19 protein-coding genes are annotated in these 15,942 nt (G+C 72.4%); 10 read left to right on the top strand and 9 right to left on the bottom strand.

Going from position 1 to position 15,942, the window contains the following annotated elements; translation table 11 throughout:
* The first annotated feature begins 7 nt into the window (after positions 1 to 7).
* Complete coding sequence (locus C8E83_RS10755; RefSeq protein ID WP_121369887.1) at positions 8 to 1,363, top strand: alpha-L-fucosidase; 1,356 nt, start codon at positions 8 to 10, stop codon at positions 1,361 to 1,363.
* Positions 1,364 to 1,433: 70 nt separating this feature from the next.
* Entirely contained in the window at positions 1,434 to 2,060 is a 627-nt protein-coding gene (locus tag C8E83_RS10750; protein ID WP_121369886.1) for a TIGR02453 family protein, read from the top strand.
* 34 nt (positions 2,061 to 2,094) lie between these two features.
* On the opposite strand, the gene C8E83_RS10745 is transcribed toward C8E83_RS10750, so the two are convergent.
* Positions 2,095 to 2,850 (bottom strand): SDR family oxidoreductase, encoded by a 756-nt coding sequence (locus C8E83_RS10745; RefSeq protein WP_121369885.1) that lies wholly within the window; start codon positions 2,848 to 2,850, stop codon positions 2,095 to 2,097.
* Positions 2,847 to 3,272 (bottom strand): hypothetical protein, encoded by a 426-nt coding sequence (locus C8E83_RS10740; protein ID WP_245981593.1) that lies wholly within the window; start codon positions 3,270 to 3,272, stop codon positions 2,847 to 2,849. Before C8E83_RS10740 ends, C8E83_RS10745 begins: the two co-directional genes overlap by 4 nt.
* 75 nt (positions 3,273 to 3,347) lie before the next feature.
* Between C8E83_RS10740 and sigJ the strand changes: the two genes are divergently transcribed.
* Positions 3,348 to 4,259 carry an RNA polymerase sigma factor SigJ gene (sigJ, locus tag C8E83_RS10735; RefSeq protein WP_211331688.1) on the top strand — a complete coding sequence of 304 codons (912 nt, stop codon included), beginning with the start codon at positions 3,348 to 3,350 and terminating at the stop codon, positions 4,257 to 4,259.
* Positions 4,260 to 4,358: 99 nt separating this feature from the next.
* On the opposite strand, the gene C8E83_RS10730 is transcribed toward sigJ, so the two are convergent.
* Both C8E83_RS10730 and C8E83_RS10725 read right to left on the bottom strand, forming a co-directional pair.
* Positions 4,359 to 5,048 carry an HAD family hydrolase gene (locus C8E83_RS10730; protein WP_121371863.1) on the bottom strand — a complete coding sequence of 230 codons (690 nt, stop codon included), beginning with the start codon at positions 5,046 to 5,048 and terminating at the stop codon, positions 4,359 to 4,361.
* A gap of 2 nt (positions 5,049 to 5,050) precedes the next feature.
* Positions 5,051 to 5,356, bottom strand: a complete 306-nt coding sequence (locus C8E83_RS10725) for an EthD domain-containing protein (RefSeq protein WP_121369884.1) — start codon at positions 5,354 to 5,356, stop codon at positions 5,051 to 5,053.
* 92 nt (positions 5,357 to 5,448) lie between these two features.
* Here C8E83_RS10725 and C8E83_RS10720 point away from each other — a divergent pair, with 92 nt between their 5' ends.
* Complete coding sequence (locus C8E83_RS10720) at positions 5,449 to 6,105, top strand: HEAT repeat domain-containing protein (RefSeq protein WP_121369883.1); 657 nt, start codon at positions 5,449 to 5,451, stop codon at positions 6,103 to 6,105.
* 3 nt (positions 6,106 to 6,108) lie between these two features.
* Here C8E83_RS10720 and C8E83_RS10715 read toward each other — a convergent pair whose 3' ends face one another.
* The gene (locus C8E83_RS10715; protein WP_211331687.1) at positions 6,109 to 7,014 is read right to left on the bottom strand and encodes a serine hydrolase; all 906 of its coding nucleotides are present in this window, start codon (positions 7,012 to 7,014) and stop codon (positions 6,109 to 6,111) included.
* A complete protein-coding gene (locus tag C8E83_RS19235) occupies positions 7,011 to 7,895 on the bottom strand; it encodes a LysR family transcriptional regulator (protein WP_170159913.1) in 885 nt (294 codons plus the stop codon). Before C8E83_RS19235 ends, C8E83_RS10715 begins: the two co-directional genes overlap by 4 nt.
* A 79-nt stretch (positions 7,896 to 7,974) precedes the next feature.
* Here C8E83_RS19235 and bla point away from each other — a divergent pair, with 79 nt between their 5' ends.
* Positions 7,975 to 8,916 carry a class A beta-lactamase gene (gene bla, locus C8E83_RS10705; protein ID WP_170159912.1) on the top strand — a complete coding sequence of 314 codons (942 nt, stop codon included), beginning with the start codon at positions 7,975 to 7,977 and terminating at the stop codon, positions 8,914 to 8,916.
* A 98-nt stretch (positions 8,917 to 9,014) separates the two neighbouring features.
* Here the strand turns inward: bla and C8E83_RS10700 are convergent, their stop codons facing one another.
* The gene (locus C8E83_RS10700) at positions 9,015 to 9,746 is read right to left on the bottom strand and encodes an SDR family NAD(P)-dependent oxidoreductase (RefSeq protein WP_121369881.1); all 732 of its coding nucleotides are present in this window, start codon (positions 9,744 to 9,746) and stop codon (positions 9,015 to 9,017) included.
* Positions 9,747 to 9,882: 136 nt separating this feature from the next.
* On the opposite strand from C8E83_RS10700, the gene C8E83_RS10695 reads away from it, so the two are divergent.
* The gene (locus C8E83_RS10695; RefSeq protein WP_170159911.1) at positions 9,883 to 10,689 is read left to right on the top strand and encodes an alpha/beta fold hydrolase; all 807 of its coding nucleotides are present in this window, start codon (positions 9,883 to 9,885) and stop codon (positions 10,687 to 10,689) included.
* Here the strand turns inward: C8E83_RS10695 and C8E83_RS10690 are convergent.
* Positions 10,686 to 11,078, bottom strand: coding sequence for a hypothetical protein (locus C8E83_RS10690; protein ID WP_121369880.1), 393 nt, complete (start codon positions 11,076 to 11,078; stop codon positions 10,686 to 10,688). The two genes, C8E83_RS10695 and C8E83_RS10690, sit on opposite strands and share 4 nt — an antisense overlap.
* A gap of 377 nt (positions 11,079 to 11,455) precedes the next feature.
* Here C8E83_RS10690 and C8E83_RS10685 point away from each other — a divergent pair, with 377 nt between their 5' ends.
* Positions 11,456 to 11,941, top strand: a complete 486-nt coding sequence (locus tag C8E83_RS10685; RefSeq protein WP_121369879.1) for a GNAT family N-acetyltransferase — start codon at positions 11,456 to 11,458, stop codon at positions 11,939 to 11,941.
* A 46-nt stretch (positions 11,942 to 11,987) separates the two neighbouring features.
* Here the strand turns inward: C8E83_RS10685 and C8E83_RS10680 are convergent, their stop codons facing one another.
* Complete coding sequence (locus tag C8E83_RS10680; protein ID WP_121369878.1) at positions 11,988 to 12,377, bottom strand: Rid family detoxifying hydrolase; 390 nt, start codon at positions 12,375 to 12,377, stop codon at positions 11,988 to 11,990.
* A gap of 137 nt (positions 12,378 to 12,514) precedes the next feature.
* Here C8E83_RS10680 and glmU point away from each other — a divergent pair, with 137 nt between their 5' ends.
* The 3 genes from glmU (at position 12,515) to C8E83_RS10665 (ending at position 15,901) form a co-directional block, all read left to right on the top strand.
* Positions 12,515 to 14,005 (top strand): bifunctional UDP-N-acetylglucosamine diphosphorylase/glucosamine-1-phosphate N-acetyltransferase GlmU, encoded by a 1,491-nt coding sequence (gene glmU / locus C8E83_RS10675; RefSeq protein ID WP_121369877.1) that lies wholly within the window; start codon positions 12,515 to 12,517, stop codon positions 14,003 to 14,005.
* Between the two features lie 77 nt (positions 14,006 to 14,082).
* Positions 14,083 to 15,060 carry a ribose-phosphate diphosphokinase gene (locus C8E83_RS10670; protein WP_121369876.1) on the top strand — a complete coding sequence of 326 codons (978 nt, stop codon included), beginning with the start codon at positions 14,083 to 14,085 and terminating at the stop codon, positions 15,058 to 15,060.
* A 16-nt stretch (positions 15,061 to 15,076) separates the two neighbouring features.
* The gene (locus tag C8E83_RS10665; protein ID WP_121369875.1) at positions 15,077 to 15,901 is read left to right on the top strand and encodes an HAD family hydrolase; all 825 of its coding nucleotides are present in this window, start codon (positions 15,077 to 15,079) and stop codon (positions 15,899 to 15,901) included.
* Positions 15,902 to 15,942: the final 41 nt, after the last annotated feature.

Raw genomic sequence — 15,942 nt, 5'->3', positions numbered from 1 at the left:
CACCGACATGGTCATGTTCGAGCAGAGCCCCGAGCGCACCGAGCAGTACGCCCGATTCGAGCACCCCACGCCGCCCTGGTACGCGGGCGCCGGCCTCGGCATCTTCATCCACTGGGGGCCGTACTCGGTGCCGGCGTGGGCCGAGCCGATCGGCGCGCTCGGCACTGTCGCCGACAAGAGGTACTGGTTCACGCACAACCCCTACGCCGAGTGGTACTTCAACACGATCAGGATCGAGGGGTCGCCCGCGCGGGCGCACCACGAGGAGGCATTCGGCGGCGCTCCCTACGACGACTTCCTCGACGCCTGGTCGGCCGACGCCTTCGACGCCGCGGAGTTCGCCGACCTGTTCCGTCGCGCGGGCGCGCGGTACGTGATCCCCACGACCAAGCACCACGACGGCGTGACCCTGTGGGACGCCCCCGGCACCGGCGACAGGAACACCGTGGCCCGCGGCCCGAAGCGGGACCTCGTCGCCGAGATCGCGTCGGCCGTGCGCGCGGCCGGCCTCCGGTTCGGCGTCTACTACTCGTCGGGCCTCGACTGGCACGTCGCACCCAAGCCGCCGATCGTCGACGAAGAGCACGGTCTCGGCGACGACGCGCCGAACGACGAAGCGTACGCCCGCTACCTGCACTCGCAGGTGATCGACCTCATCGACCGGTACGAGCCATCGGTGCTCTGGGGCGACATCGGCGTCCCCACGGTCGCCGAGGGGCCGAGCGACTTCAGCGTCGAGAGCATCCTGGACGCCTTCTATTCGCGTGTTCCCGACGGAGTCGTCAACGACCGGTGGGGCGCCACGCACTGGGATTTCCGCACCAGCGAGTACGAGCAGGGCGCGAGCATCGAGGGCGTGGGCGGCATGTGGGAGCGCAACCGCGGCGTCGGATTCTCGTTCGGCTACAACCGCGTCGAGGGCGCCGAGACGTCTCTCACCGGCCCCGAGGCGGTTCGCATGCTCGTCGACGTCGTGTCGCGCGGCGGCAACCTGCTGCTCAACGTGGGCCCCGATGCGCACGGCCGCATCTCCGACCTCCAGCGTGCCTGCCTCGAGGGGCTGGCCTCGTGGATGGCGGTGAACGACGAGGCGATCCACGGCGCCCGCCCCGCCGTCGACGTCGGCACGGCCTCCGACGAGCCTGTCGTGCGCTGGACCCGCACTGACGACGCCGTCTACGCGATCGTCGAGGGCGAGGGCAGGATCGAACTCGCCTGCGACCCGACGCTGCTCGTCCCCGACTCCGCCGCCCAGCTCGGCGGGGGGCCGGCCTTCGTCTCGGCGGCGGCCACGGGCGTCGTCGTCGACGTGGCCTCCGGCGGCGGCACCGGACCCGTCGTCGTGCGGTTCGAGGCGGCCTGACGGCACGAGGCCACAGCCGCCTGAAAGCCGGCCTCTCGACCCGCGGCCGCCCAGCGAGCAGAGTGATGGCATGACCTTCACCGGATTCACGGCGGCGGCGAGCGAGTTCTTCGCCCAGCTCGCCCGCCACAACTCGCGCGAGTGGTTCGACGCGCATCGCGCGCAGTACATCGATGCGGTCCGGCAGCCGATGGAAGACCTGCTGGGCGAGGCCGAGGCCGCCTACGGCCCGGGCCACCTCACGCGCCCCAACCGCGACCTCCGGTTCAGGCCGGACAAGTCGCCGTACCGCACCTGGGCGAGCATGTGGGCGGGCACTGTCGGCGGGGTGCACCTCGGCCTGGGAGCCGACGGTCTCCTCGCCGGCGGCGGCCTCTACGAGCCGACTCGCGATCAGCTCGAGCGTGCGCGCTCCGCGATCGACTCCGTCCCGCTCGCTGCCTCACGACTCGAGGCGATCGTCGACGACCTCGCCGCCGCCGGCTTCGAGATGGCGGGGCCGCGCCTCAAGACCGCGCCGCGCGGCTACGACCGCGACCACCCCCGCATCGACCTCCTGCGGCTGACCCACTACGCCGCGACCGAGCGGCTTCCGGTCACGGCCTCACCCGACGAGATCCGGGCGGCCTGGTCGGCGGTGGGGCCGCTCGTCGACTGGGCCCGCGAGTACGCGAAGGCCGCCGAGCCCGGGCGCTGACCGAGGGCGCAGGAGCAGCGGCCCGCCGCCCACCTCACCTCCGGCCGCGCGCCACGCCGTCGAGCCATTCCCCGAACGTCTGCACGCCGAGACGAGCCGTCGGGCCCGGCAGCAGCGCGCCGCCGCGCATCGCCTTCCCCGTCGCCCCGGGCAGCGGCACCTCGACGATGCGCCCCCTGAGACCGACCGCCTCGGCGTAGCGCGCGACGAGGTCGGCCATCCGTTCCTCGGCGGGGCCCGCCAGGTCGGGGACGAGTCCCTGTGGCGCGCCCGCGGCGAGGCGGACGAGCTCGTCCGCCACCTCGGCGGCGGCGACAGGCTGCGACCGCATCGCGGGGACGAGACGGAGGCCGAGCACGGGGCTCCTGCCGGCCGTCTGCGCGGCGAACTCGTGGAACTGCGTCGTCCGCAGGAGCGTCCAGCCGCGACCGGACTCGGCGACGAGCCGCTCCTGGGCGGCCTTCCCGGCGTAGTAGCCGGCGGCGGTCTCGTCGGCGCCGACGATCGAGAGGGCGACGTGGTGCGCTGCTCCTGCGACCTGCTCGGCCTCGAGGAGGTTGCGCGTGACGGCCGTGAAGAACGCGACCGACGCCCGGGCGTTCAGCGTGGAGGTCGACGACGTGTCGATCACGGCGTCGACACCGTCGAGACGTTCCACCAGGGCGTCTCCGGTGACCAGGTCGACTCCGGTGGCGCGACTGAGCACGACCGTGTCGTGACCGGGCCGCCGCGCGGCCTCGACGACGAGGTGCCCCACCGTTCCGGTGCCGCCCGCGATCGCGAACCTCATGCCGTCGCCTCCCCGTCGACCCGAAGCCTACGGCTGGGCAGCACGAGCAGGAGCCCGACGAGAGGCGACACGGCGAGACTCGCCAGCGTCCCCGCGACGTCGACCGCAGACCCTTCCGGATGCGTCACGTGGTAGCCGAAGTGGAGCACCCCGAACACGCCCCAGGCGAGCCCGGCGAGGCGCCCGGGCCCGTCGGTCCGCGCCAGAAGCGCCACGATCGAGAGGGCGGAGACAGCGAGGTAGAACGAGCCGACGTCGCGGATCAGGTGCTCGTCGTAGGCGCCGTCGACGTCGATCCAGTGCAGGCCGAGGCCCGGGAAGGACGTGTAGAAGGTTCGCGGCAGAAGCTCGGCCCAGAGGCCGACGTACAGTCCGAGAGCCGTCGCGACCGCGAGCAGACCTCGGCGAAGGGGAGTGTTCATGACCACCCGACGACGCAGCCCGGCAGACTGTGAGGCGAGGCCTCACAGCCTCCTCCCGCATCTCGTCGAAGAGGCATGACCATCAGCGACTCGCAGACCGCCCGTTCCGGCCCCGCCCTCGCCGAGCGTCGGCAGCTGGTGTCGGTGGCGTTCCGCCTGCTCGGGACCATCGCCGAGGCGGAGGACGCCGTGCAGGAGGCCTACCTGCGCTGGTACCGCCTGGCGGACGGCGAGCGGGAGCGGATCCTGAATCCCGGCGCGTGGCTGACCCGCGTCGTCGGCCGGATCTGCCTCGACGTGCTCGGCTCGGCGCGCGTCCGGCGCGAGCGGTACGTCGGCGAGTGGCTGCCCGAGCCCGTTCCGGCCGGGGCCTTCCCGACGACGGCGGACGATCCGCTCGAGAGGGTCGCCCTCGCCGACTCGGTGAGCACGGCGATCCTCGTGCTGCTCGAGACGATGACGCCGGCCGAGCGGGTGGCCTTCGTGCTACACGACGTGTTCCAGCTGCCGTTCGCCGAGGTCGCCGACGTCATCGACCGGTCGCCGGCCGCCTGCCGGCAGCTCGCGGCGTCCGCGCGCGCCCGGGTCGGCCGCTCGCCGGCGCGGCAGGTCACGCGCGCCGAGCACGATCGCGTCGTCCGGGCGTTCGCCGCGGCGGCGGAGGCGGGCGAGATCGGGGCGCTCGTCGGGGTTCTCGATCCTGCGGCCGTGCTCCGATCGGATGGCGGCGGCCACGTCACGGCCGCCCGCAGGCCCGTGACGGGTGCGGATCGCGTGGCGAGATTCCTGCTCGGGATCCGGCAGAAGTGGCCGGCCATCGAGCTCCACCCCGTCGAGACGGCCGACGGCCTCGGTTTCGCCGGCGTCGACGACGGCCGTGTCGTCGCCGTCGGCACGCTCGGCGTCGTGGGCGGCGTCGTCACGGACGTCCGCATCGTCGTGAACCCCGAGAAGCTCGGCCTCTGGGCGGTCGATCGCGTCGCGTGACGCCGGCTCCCCCTGCGACATAACGCGACACCTGCGACGCCCCGCAGCGTCGCAGGTGTCGCGTTGTGTCGCTGAGGGGGCGGGGCGAAGCCGGGCGGGCTACAGCGGCTCGACGAGGCTCGGCAGCTCCTGCAGCGTGGTGATGCCGCCGTGGTGCGACGAGCCCGAGCGGTCGAGGTAGAGCGTCTGCAGCCCCGCGGCACGGCCGGCCTCGATGTCGACGGCGTAGTCGTCGCCGACGTAGAGCACGCTCGACGGGGGCAGGTCGAAGGCGGCGCAGGATCGGTGGAACGCCGCCGCCCGAGGCTTCGCCACCCCGAGGCCCTCCGCCGTGAGGACGGAGTGGAAAAGGTCGAGCACGCCGAGCCGGTCGAGCTTGCCTCGCTGCAGTTCCTCCGAGCCGTTGGTGAGGATGCCGAGCGGGAATCCGGCCGCCGTCAGGGCGTCGAGGCACGCGTCGACGTCGTCGAAGCCGCGCCACGAGTAGCGGTAGGCGCGAAGGTAGCCGTGCTCGAAGTACGCGTCGAGGTCGTCGTCGCGCTCGGCGGGAGTCAGACCGATGCGCGGCAGGAACTCGCGGAGGCGGATCCGCCGCTGCTCGGCCCACGACACCACGCCGTCGCGCCAGAGCACGTGCGTGCGCTCCTCGAGTTCGAACCACGCGGCTTCGAGCTCCGGCGTGAGGCCCACGCCGATGCTCGCGAGCCACGAGGTGAGGCCGGCTAGCGCGGAGGCGCGGTAGTCGAACAGCGTGCCGTCGAGGTCGAAGACGACGGCGGCGCAGCGGATCGTCAGACGGACTCGATGTCGGAGAAGAGTGGCCGGAACGAGACGCCGCTCCCGATGATCGCACCGAACAGGGCCTGGGCGGCGTCGGTCGCCACCGCGGCGGAGGCCTCGTCGTAGCCGTCGAAGTAGAGGTCGAGGGTGCGGTAGGCGGGCGTCGGCGAGCCGTCCTCCTTCGGCCAGACCTTCGCCGACTCGGTGCGGCGCAGGCCCGGCAGCTTCGCCGCGGAGTCGAGCATCGAGGCGTAGACCGTCTCGAAGGCGGCCGGGTCGTCGGGGTTGTCGATGACGAACGTGATCTTGGTGGGCACGGGTGCTCCTCGGTTGGGTCGTGGGTGGGGTCGATTTGCACGCTACGCCGACGAGGGGCGACGCGGACGCGCCCCGATTAGGCTCGCGTGGCATGAGCACGCTCGACGACGCCCTCCGCGATCCCCGCTCCTCGACGCGACTCCGCGCCGTCATGGCCGCAGGCAGCACGCCGGACGAGGGCGATGTCGCCACGCTCGTCGCGCAGTGCGCCACCGAGCCCGACTTCTTCGTGCGAGACATGCTGACCTGGGCGCTCACCCGCCACGATCCCGCGCTGGTCGTGCCGATCCTGCTGCAGGAGCTCGCGAACCCCACCCCGCAGGCCCGCAGCCAGGCCCTGCACACCCTCTCGAAGATCGGCGACCGCGCGACCTTCGACGATGTCGCGGCGCTCCTCACCGATCCCGTCGACGACGTCGCCCGGGCCGCCTGGCGCGCCGCCGTCGCGCTCGGCCCCGACGAGACCGACGTCGACGGACGCCGCGCCCTGGCCGCACGCCTGGCGACGCAGCTCGGCCGCGGCGACGGGCAGACCCGGCTCAGCCTGAGTCGCGCCTTCGCCGCCCTGGGGCCCGACGCGGTCGAGACCGTGCTCGTGGACGCCGCGACCTCGACGATGAGCCATCGCGCGGAGCACGCGGCGGAGGCCCTGCGCGTCGTGCGCGACCCCGACTCGGCGTCGGCGCTCGCCGTGGACGCCGCACGCCGCGAGGTCGCCCTCGGGCGGACGCGCGGGGCGAAGGGGTAGGGGCTACCCCACTCGGACTCGCTCGTACAGCTCACGCGCGGCCGCCGCGAGCGCGATGTCGGCACCCGGCTGGATCCGCGCCGGCACCCTCGACGCCGAGAGCGCGACGACCGCGACGGACGAGCCGTCCTCATGATCCACCACTCCGGCCTCGTGTCGGTAGGTGAGCAGGGTGCCGGTCTTCGACGACCAGCGCGTCGAGTCCGAATCGAACTCGGGTGCGAGACGGTGGCGGATCGCGTTCGCCGCCATCAGCGCCCGCACCCGGGCGGCAGCGCGCCGCGAGACGTGGCGAGGCCGCCACAGCTCCTGCAGGAGGTCCGCGGCGGCCGTCGCCGTGACCGTGTTCGCCCGCGCCAGGTCGAGCTGCGCAACCGCATGCCCGCCGTCGGGCGCGCCGCCTTCGACGGCGAGGGTGTGGGCGAGGAGGTTGCCGGCCGGATCCGTTCCGTCGAGGGGCGTGTCGGCGAGCTCCTGGAACCTGTGGCGCAGCGCGAAGCCGTCGATACCCGCAGCCCGAAGCGACGCCCTGACGCCCTCGAGGGGAACGAGGTCGAGCAGCCTGTCGGCCGCGCTGTTGTCGCTGATCGTGACCGCGAGCGACAGGAGGTCCTCGACGGCGATGCGTGCCGGGTGACGGAACCTGGTGATGCCGGTGGGCGCAGGATCGCTCTCGCCGCCCGGCGACACCTCCACGACCAGCCCGGGGTCGATCGTGCCGCCCTCGATCGCCTCGGCGACCGCCAGAGCCACCGGGATCTTGGCGAGCGACGCCGCGGGATAGACGGCGTCGGCGTCGAGCGAGAGCGTTCGGCCGGTGTCGAGGTCGCGTACGACGAGAGAGCCGCGGAGGCCGGCCTCGTCGAGTGAGGAGCGGACGCGGTCGAGGAAGCGGGCGTCGTCGATCACCAGGCCTCCCCGTCGGGTTTTTCCGCGCCGAGGAACTCGGCGATCGCGTCGTGGATTCGCTCGGCGAGGTCGCGGTCGGACCGCTCGGCCGCCGCGACCGCGTAGCCCCTGCTGAGGGCCGCGTCGCGCACCGGCCGCCACGACAAGCCGGCCTCGTCGGCCTCGTCGGCCGAGCACAGCACGACGTCGTCACCGCGCAGGGCCTCCGCCACGGCGCCCGCACGGCTGCCGGCGCGGACGACCTGGGCGGGGGAGAGCCCGAGCGACGACGCGGCGCGCTGCAGTTCGTCGCGCACGTGCGGCACGTCGTCTTCGGGCAGCAGCAGGATCCGAGGCCCTCGCGTCGCCCCTCGACGCCGTCGCATCGACGAGAGTGTGACCTGGGCCGAGTCTCGCTCCCTCCTGCCCGCGAGCCCCAGCCGCACCCGCCACCGAGACCCTGCGGCGGGCATCGCCACCACGGCGAGCCGCGCCACGCCGTCGCGGACCAACTCGGCTCGCTCGCGCGGCCCGGCAGTGCGGATCTCGGCGGGCAGCCCCGCCTCGCGGCATGACGCCTCGAGCACGGCGAGATCACGGAGCGACGCCACGTCGGGCACGACGATCGTCGACGTCGACGAGCCGGCTCGCTCGGCATCGATCTCGATGTCGTCCGCCAGGCGGACCAGCCGCGCGATCGCCGGGAGCAGGGCGCGGCCGTCGACGGTCGGCATCAGCTCACGGCCCCCGCGGTCGAAGAGAGCGAGGCCGAGGTGCGACTCGAGCGCGGCGATCCGTCGACTCGCGACGGACTGCGGGACGCCGAGGGACGCGGCGCCCGCCGTGACGCTGTGGCGCTCGCCCACGGCGGCCGCGACCCGGTAGGCGGCGAGGAGGTCCATGTGCTCATCATGCACTTTGTGCATGGGAACGCCATCATCGTGCTTTGACGGCATGAAGAAGCGTTGCGAAGGTCGAGCCATGAAGTCACGACACCTCATGATCCTGTCGGCGATGTCCGTCGCCGCTCTCGCTACGATCACCGGCTGCTCGGCGGTACCCGCCGATGCGTCACCGAGGCCGGTCGCCTCGGCGTCGGCGTCCGCCTCCGGGGCCGCGTCGGGCCCGGCGTCGCGCGAGCGTGCCCTCCGCGCCGCACTCGCGTCGCTGGAGATGCGGGACCACGAGCGGCTCGGCGTCTCGGTCGCCGTCGCCGGCACCGACGAGCACTTCTCGTACCGCGGCGGGGAGCGCTTCGCCCTCGACTCGACCAGCAAGCTCTTCACCGCGACCCTGCTGCTGCGCGACGACTCCGACGCGCAACTCGCGCAGACGATCCACTACACCGCCGCGGACCTTCAGAGCTACTCGCCGATCACGTCGCAGCACGTCGACACCGGCATGTCGCTGCGCGACGTCATCGCGGCAGCCCTGCAGTACAGCGACAACACCGCGGCCAACCTCATGTTCGAGCAGCTCGGAGGCCCGACGGCGGTCGAGCGCGACGTGCGGGCTCTCGGTGACGGCGTCACGACTTTCGACCGCATCGAGCCCGACCTCAACACCGCCGTCCCGGGCGATCGTCGCGACACGACGACGCCCGATGAGATGGCCGCCGACGTCGGGCGATTCACCCTCGGCGCTACGCTCAGGCCCGCGAGGCGGTCGCTGCTCGTCGACCTCATGCGCGGCAACACGACCGGCGACGCCGATGTCCGCGCCGTCGTGCCGTCGGGCTGGATCGTCGCCGACAAGACGGGCAGCGGCGGCTACGCCACGGCGAACGACGTCGCCCTCGTGACGCGTCCCGGCGCGGCGCCGATCCTCATCGCCGTCTACACCTCGGGCACCAGCGCCGACGCCACGACGCCCGATGGGATCGTGGCCGACGTCGCTCGTGCCGCCCTCGACGCGCTCGGCTAGCCCCTCCCGAAAACGACTCTGCACACGTGGATTCAAGTGTGCAGAGTCGTTTTCGGGAGGCGCAAGGGCAGGCGGCAGGCGCGGGGGCAGGCGCGGCCTCAGAACGACGTCGGCGCCGGCTCGCCCTCGAACCAGACGCCGCCCGTGGGGCCGTCCGCGGGCAGCGTCGCCGCCCAGGCGACCCAGCGCGCGGCCTCGGCCGCAGGGACGTCCTCGGGGTCGAGACCGAGCTCGGGGTGCGTCGCCACCTGCCCGGGGTCGACCGCGTTCACGAGCACGCGCGTGCCGGTGAAGGCACCCGCCAGCGACGTCGACAGGGTGTTCACGGCGAACTTCGCGAACGCGTGGGCAGGGGAGAAGACCTCGGATCCTGCCGCCGGAATGAGAACCCACACGCGACTCGACACGTTCACGACACGACCCTCAGGCGATGCCTCGAGGAGTCCGCGGAACGCCTGCGTCATGCCCCACGTCGCGACGACGTCGACCTGCAGCGCGTTCGCCGCCTCGCGGATGTCGACGTCGAGCATCGACCTGACGCCCATGTCGGGCATGGTGCTGGCGTTGTTGACCAGCACGTCGAGGCGGCCGAAGTCGTCCTCCACGCGCCGGGCCACCCGGGCGTAGGCGTCGACGTCGGCGAGGTCGAGCACGAGGGCCGAGGCGTCGAGTCCCAGCGAACGGAGTTCGGACGCGCGGGTGTCGGCCTGCTCCTGCGACCTGGCGGTGACGATCGCGTGATGGCCCTGTTCGGCCAGCAGGCGTGCGGTGGCGAAGCCGAGGCCGAGTTCGCGGCCTGCGCCGGTGATGAGTGCGACCTTCTGGTTCATGGGGGGTTCCTTCCGTCGTGCGGGCTCGAGTGCGGTGCCCTCAGCGTCGTCCCGCTCGCTTGCACGGCGCTCACGCGGCGCTGACGTGGGGACGCCGGGTCCCCGCGCTGTCGGTGGCCGGGAGCACGATGGGTTCATGGCATCCCCCTTCGAGACCACTCCCGTCGACGGCCACGAGATCGCGTTCCGGCGGTTCGGTGCGGGCGCAGGAGCACCGCCCCTGCTGCTCGTCCACGGCCTCTTCGGCGACTCCTCGACCGTCGCCGCCCTCGCTCACGAGCTGTCGGCCTCGTTCGATGTGATCGCCCTCGACGCGCTCGGCCACGGGCACTCGTCGCATCCGTCGGAGTTCACCCTCGACGACCAGGCTCGCGCGGTGCTCGGGCTCGCCACCGCGCTCGGCCTGGACCGGTTCGCGCTCGTCGGCATCTCGATGGGGTCGTACATCGCCCAGGCGGCGGCGATCCGTGATCCTGCGCGCATCTCGAGCCTCGTGCTCGTCGTGTCGAAGGCGCACGGGCTCACCTCGTCGTCGGCCGCCTACGCCGCGCGGCACGGCTTCGACCTCGCCGCGGCGACCGACGAAGAGGCCTTCGCCTTCCTCGCCGGGGCCGTCTGGTCGCCCGACACCTCCGAGGCCGACAGGCGCAGGATCGGGGACGAACTCGTGGCCGACGTCGCCCTCACCCCGCCCGAGCGCGCCGCCGTGGAGGCCTCGCTCGCCGGGTTCGACCTGCGCCCCACGCTTCCGCTCATGACGGCGCCGACGCTCGTGCTGTCGGGTGCCGCCGACGGGCTCAACCCGCCCTCCGCGGGGCAGGAGGTCGCCGAGCTCATCCGCGGCGCCGTGTTCCGGGTGTACGAGCACTCGGGGCACGCCCTCGCTTCGGAGGAGCGGGAGCGGTTCGTGGCCGACGTCGTGGCGTTCGCGGGGCTCGTCTAAGGGCGCGGAGCCATCGTCGTCGCGAGCGCCGACGCTGCCGCGGTGGCTGCCGCGGTCTCGGCCGCGCCGAATGCGCGCCGATTTTCGGACACCCACAGCCCCAGCACGATCGAGAGCGTCACGAATGTGAGGCCGATCGGCATGAGCAGGCTGCCGAGGAACGCGAGGACCAGGAACAGGTCGCGCGGCATGTGGAGCCCGGTCGTCGCGACGTAGAGGTACATCGGCCCGATCGTGATGCCGCCGATGTGGCGCGCCACGAGGTGGAGCATCACGAAGGAACCCAGCCCATTGAAGGCGATCCCCAGGAGGAGCAGAGCCTGCGGTGTCCACGGCGACAGCCCCGGGTCGGTGCGGGCGGCGCGGTCCAGCGCGGTCTCCTGTCGCACGTGCCCTCCTCGGTCGAACTGCGGCGTGGGCTCATCGTAGGGGGAGCGGGGCGCCGGGCGCAGCCCCAGTCGGAGGCCCTTCGGTTCGGGAGGACTTCGCGATCGTTCGGGAGGAACAACGGCCGAATCGCAGCCGTCGGGAGGAACTCTGACGTGGTTTCTGGTGTCGGGGAGGAAAGGGCTCGCGGGAACTCCTCCCGAGCGCACCGAGTCGGCGCGCCGAACGCGCCCCCGGGAGGAGAAACGCCGTCCTTCGGACCCGAGCGGAGGAACTCGAAGCGCGTCGGTCAGCGAACGCGGCCTCGTGATCCTCCCTCGAGGGAAAAGATCCTCCCGCACGCACGAGCCCGCCCCTGAACGCGCGCTACCGTCGACGCATGAGCGACGTCACGGTGCGCGAGGCGACCCTCGCCGACGCGGAGGGCATCGCCGAGGTGCACGTCGCGTCGTGGCGGGAGGCGTACGCGCACCTGCTGCCGCCGGAGTTCCTCGCGAGCCTCGACGTGGTCGAGCGCGCGGATCGGTGGCGTCGGATCCTGCGCGAGCGTCAGAGCACCGTGCTCGTGGCAATGACCGAAGACTCAGCCGTGGGCTGGGCGTCGGCCGGTGCCTCGCGCGACGCCGATGCGCCACGCGCCCTGGAGCTCTCGGGCCTCTACGTGCTGGCGGCGCACCACGGCGACGGCACGGGGCAGCGCCTTCTCGACGCGGTCATCGGCGACAGCCCGGCGTCGCTCTGGGTCGCCGACCGCAACCCGCGCGCCGAGGCCTTCTACCGCCGCAACGGCTTCGCGCGCGACGGCCGCAGCGAGCAGCACACGATGGGCCCGCACACGATCGACGCCGTGCGGATGCTGCGCTGACGTCCGTCGCGAAGGCGTCCGGCCGCGGCGGCCCGAGCGACGCGCGTCAGCGACGCGCGGCGACCACCTCGATCTCGACCTTCGCGCCGAGCGGCAGCGCGGCGACGGCCACGGTCGTCCGCGCCGGGTAGGGCTCGGTGAAGACCTCGCCGTAGACCTTGTTCATCTCGGCGAAGTCGTCCATCGACGTGAGGTAGACGCTCGCCTTGACCACGTCGTCGAGCGTCAGCGTCGCCGCCGCGAGGACCTCGGCCAGGTTCGCGAAGATGCGACGGGTCTGGAGCTCGATGCCGCCCTCGACGAGGGCGCCCGAGGCCGGGTCGATGGGCGTCTGCCCCGACAGGAACAGCAGCCCGTCAGGAGTGCCCGACGCGGCGTGCGAGTAGGGCCCGACGGCGGCGGGGGCGGTGTCGGCGGAGATCGTGTGGCGTGTCATGGCCCCATGCTCCCACCCGCCCGAGCCGTGGTCCGAGTTATCCACAGGAGCAGGCACCCTCCGGTCAACGCTCGGCGCCTCGCCGGTAGCATGACTCTCCAGCACGACCCGAGCGATCACCACCACCAGGAGACCTCATGCCAGACCTCGCCGTCATCGTCCTCGCCGCCGGTCAGGGCACCCGCATGAAGTCCGCGACCCCGAAGGTGCTGCATCGCCTCGGCGGGCTTCCTCTGCTCCACCACGTCCTCGACGCCGCCACCGCGCTCGACCCCGCTCACCTCCTCGTGGTCGTCCGCCACGAGCGCGCACTCGTCGGCGAGAGCGCCCTCGAGGCCGCCCCGCACGCGGTCCTCGTCGACCAGGACGACCAGCCAGGCACAGGCCGAGCGGTCGAGCAGGCGGTCGAGGCGCTGCCGTCCGACTTCGTCGGCGACGTCGTCGTCGTGAGCGCCGACGTGCCGTTCGTCGACCGCGCCACGCTCGAGGGCCTGCTGGCGCAGCACCGGGCGGCGAGCGCACAGGTGACGCTCCTCAGCGCGATCCTGGACGACCCCTCCGGCTACGGCCGGGTGATCCGCAAGCCCGACCAGTCCGTCGCCCGCATCGTCGAGCAGAAGGACGCCTCGGCCGACGAGCTCCTCGTGTCCGAGATCAACTCCGGCACGTACGCCTTCACCGTCGCGGCGCTCCGCTCGCACCTGCCCGCGGTGTCGAGTGCGAACGCGCAGAACGAGAAGTACCTCACCGACGTCGTCGGCCTCGTCGAGGCGAGCGGCGGCCTCGTCGCCGCGACCCCCATCGCCGAGGCGTGGCGGCTCGAGGGCATCAACGACCGCGCCCAGCTCGCCGCGGCGGCACGGAGGCTGAACGACAGGATCGTGAGGCACTGGCAGCTCGAGGGCGTCACGATCCTCGATCCTGCGACGACGTGGATCGACCGCGACGTCAGCCTGGCGGCGGACGTCGAGATCTTGCCCGGCACTCAGCTCAAGGGGGCGACGAGTGTCGAGACCGGGGCCGTCATCGGCCCCGACACGACGCTCGTCGACACCGAGGTCGGCGAGGGCGCCGTCGTCAAGCGCACCGACGCCACGCTCGCGGTCATCGGCGCTCGGGCCAGCGTCGGCCCGTTCGCCTACCTGCGCCCCGGCACGATGCTCGGCGCCGACGGCAAGATCGGCACCTACGTCGAGACGAAGAACGCCACCATCGGCGAGGGCAGCAAGGTTCCCCACCTGAGCTACGTGGGCGACACCGAGGTGGGCGTCGGGGCGAACATCGGCGCCGGCACCATCACGGCGAACTACGACGGTGTGAACAAGCACCGCACCGTGGTCGGGTCGCACGTGCGCACCGGGTCGCACAACGTCTTCGTCGCCCCCGTTAGGATTGGCGACGGAGCATATACGGGTGCAGGGACGGTGGTGCGCAAAGACGTGCCGGCGGGTTCCCTCGCCATCAACGTGGCCCCGCAGCGAAACCTCGACGGGTGGGTCGAGACGAACCGCGAGGGCACGGCCGCAGCCAAGGCTGCCGGGGCGGCGCAGGCCGCTCAGGCAGCGGAAGCCTCGGCGGCTTCGACGGCGGAGGGCGGCGCCGACGCCGCACCCGCAGGCGACAGCTGAGCGAACCCGGCACCACCAGCACCACGAACCACGACAGCCCCGAGCGGGCTTGGCCATTCGGCCGGAGAGCGAGCGACGTGTCCGGAATCAAGATCACCGGTGAGAACCGCCTCGTGCTGGTCTCCGGCCGGGCTCACCCCGAGCTGGCCCACGCGATCGCACGAGAGCTCGGCACCGAGCTGACCCACACCGACGCACGCACCTTCGCCTCGAGCGAGATCTACGCCCGCTACGACGACAGCGTCCGCGGCTCCGACGCCTTCGTGATCCAGTCGCACACGCGGCCGATCAACGAGTGGCTGATGGAGCAGCTGATCATGGTCGACGCTCTCAAGCGGGCCTCGGCCAAGCGCATCACCGTCGTCGCCCCCTACTTCCCGTATGCCCGCCAAGACAAGAAGGGTCGCGGCCGCGAACCGATCTCCGCCCGCCTCGTCGCCGATCTCTACAAGGCGGCGGGCGCGCACCGCATCATGAGCGTCGACCTCCACGCCCCGCAGATCCAGGGGTTCTTCGACGGTCCCGTCGACCACCTCTTCGCGATGCCGGTGCTGCTCAAGCACTTCCAGGAGAAGCTCGACCCCACAACGCTCACGGTGGTCTCGCCCGACATGGGGCGCGTCAAGGTCGCCGACGTGTGGTCGGAGCGCCTCGGCGCGCCGCTCGCCATCATCCACAAGCGTCGCGACCCACGCGTGATGAACGAGGTCTCGGTGCACGAGATCGTCGGCGAGGTCCGCGGCCGCGTCTGCCTGCTCGTCGACGACCTCATCGACACCGGTCGCACGATCGTGAAGGCCGCCGAGGCCCTCAAGAAGGCCGGCGCGATCGGCGTCGTCGTCGCCGCGACGCACCCCGTGTTCTCCGATCCTGCGCCCGAGATCCTCTCCAACGAGTTCATCGACTCCGTCGTCGTCACCGACACGCTTCCGCTCACCGAGCACCAGCGCTTTCCGTCGCTCACCGTGCTGCCGATCGCTCCGCTCATCGCTCGCGCGATCCACGAGGTGTTCGACAACGGGTCGGTCACGTCGATGTTCGACGGAGCCGCGTAGCGGCCCCGTCGAACCAATGAGCACAGCCGACGGCGCAGCAGAAGAGATCGCGGCGAAGCCGACCTCTTCAATCACAACGCCCACCAAACTCCTCGTCCTCGACTTCGACGGCACAGTCTGCCTCGGCGACGCCCCCGTGCTGTCGTACGCCCGTCATGCCGACGCGGCTCTCGCCGAGCGCGACCCCGCTCACGCCGACGGCTTCGTCGAGCACGTGGTGGCGCTGTTCCTGAGCGGGCCTGACGCGGTGGCGGAGGCGGCCGACCGCGAGTCCGGCGACGAGGCCAGCGCGCCCGAGGTGGCCGCTGCTCTCGCGCATGTCGTCGACTCGGCCGACGGCTACGCCGCGACGGCAGCGCTCGCCCGAAGCCGCGGCGCGCAGCGAGAAGACCTCGACGCCGCCTACGAGGCGAGCCGCCGCGAGCTCGCCGCTGGCCTCCTCGAGACGTGGGCCCCTCCGGGTCTCGCCGATTTCCTGGGCCGGAGCCGAGAGAGGGCCGACGTCGTGCTCGTCACGAACGCGACCGAGACCGGGGTCGCACAGCAGCTCGCTCACTTCGGCCTCAAAGACGCCTTCGACGAGATCGTGACGAGCGCCGGCAAGCCCGACGGGATGCCCGCGATCCTGCGCCGCCTGAGACAGCAGCGCGGTCTCGCCGACGCGCCCGAGCGCCTCGCCAGCGTCGGCGACATCTGGCGGAACGACCTCGCGCCGGCGGCCGATCAGGGCTCGGCGACCGCCCTCATCGAGCGGTTCGCCGCGCCCGACGCGCAGCCGACGTTCCGCGCGCCCACGTTCGAAGAGCTCTACGCGCCGCTCGAGGCCTGGCTCTCCGCCTGACCCGCCGGTCGGTCAGCCCAGACAGCACCAGTCGGACAGCC

This window comes from Frondihabitans australicus (genome assembly GCF_003634555.1).
Taxonomy (GTDB): Bacteria; Actinomycetota; Actinomycetes; order Actinomycetales; family Microbacteriaceae; genus Frondihabitans; species Frondihabitans australicus.
This window is presented reverse-complemented; position numbering and strand designations above follow the sequence as displayed.

Bases quoted from the DNA above. Each gene is read 5' to 3' on its own strand.
- C8E83_RS10755 (WP_121369887.1), top strand. From the start codon at position 8: ATGGTCATGTTCGAGCAGAGCCCCGAGCGCACCGAGCAGTACGCCCGA.
- C8E83_RS10750 (WP_121369886.1), top strand. From the start codon at position 1,434: ATGACCTTCACCGGATTCACGGCGGCGGCGAGCGAGTTCTTCGCCCAG.
- C8E83_RS10745 (WP_121369885.1), bottom strand. From the start codon at position 2,850: ATGAGGTTCGCGATCGCGGGCGGCACCGGAACGGTGGGGCACCTCGTC.
- C8E83_RS10740 (WP_245981593.1), bottom strand. From the start codon at position 3,272: ATGAACACTCCCCTTCGCCGAGGTCTGCTCGCGGTCGCGACGGCTCTC.
- sigJ (WP_211331688.1), top strand. From the start codon at position 3,348: ATGACCATCAGCGACTCGCAGACCGCCCGTTCCGGCCCCGCCCTCGCC.
- C8E83_RS10720 (WP_121369883.1), top strand. From the start codon at position 5,449: ATGAGCACGCTCGACGACGCCCTCCGCGATCCCCGCTCCTCGACGCGA.
- C8E83_RS19235 (WP_170159913.1), bottom strand. From the start codon at position 7,895: ATGGACCTCCTCGCCGCCTACCGGGTCGCGGCCGCCGTGGGCGAGCGC.
- bla (WP_170159912.1), top strand. From the start codon at position 7,975: ATGAAGTCACGACACCTCATGATCCTGTCGGCGATGTCCGTCGCCGCT.
- C8E83_RS10700 (WP_121369881.1), bottom strand. From the start codon at position 9,746: ATGAACCAGAAGGTCGCACTCATCACCGGCGCAGGCCGCGAACTCGGC.
- C8E83_RS10695 (WP_170159911.1), top strand. From the start codon at position 9,883: ATGGCATCCCCCTTCGAGACCACTCCCGTCGACGGCCACGAGATCGCG.
- C8E83_RS10685 (WP_121369879.1), top strand. From the start codon at position 11,456: ATGAGCGACGTCACGGTGCGCGAGGCGACCCTCGCCGACGCGGAGGGC.
- C8E83_RS10680 (WP_121369878.1), bottom strand. From the start codon at position 12,377: ATGACACGCCACACGATCTCCGCCGACACCGCCCCCGCCGCCGTCGGG.
- glmU (WP_121369877.1), top strand. From the start codon at position 12,515: ATGCCAGACCTCGCCGTCATCGTCCTCGCCGCCGGTCAGGGCACCCGC.
- C8E83_RS10665 (WP_121369875.1), top strand. From the start codon at position 15,077: ATGAGCACAGCCGACGGCGCAGCAGAAGAGATCGCGGCGAAGCCGACC.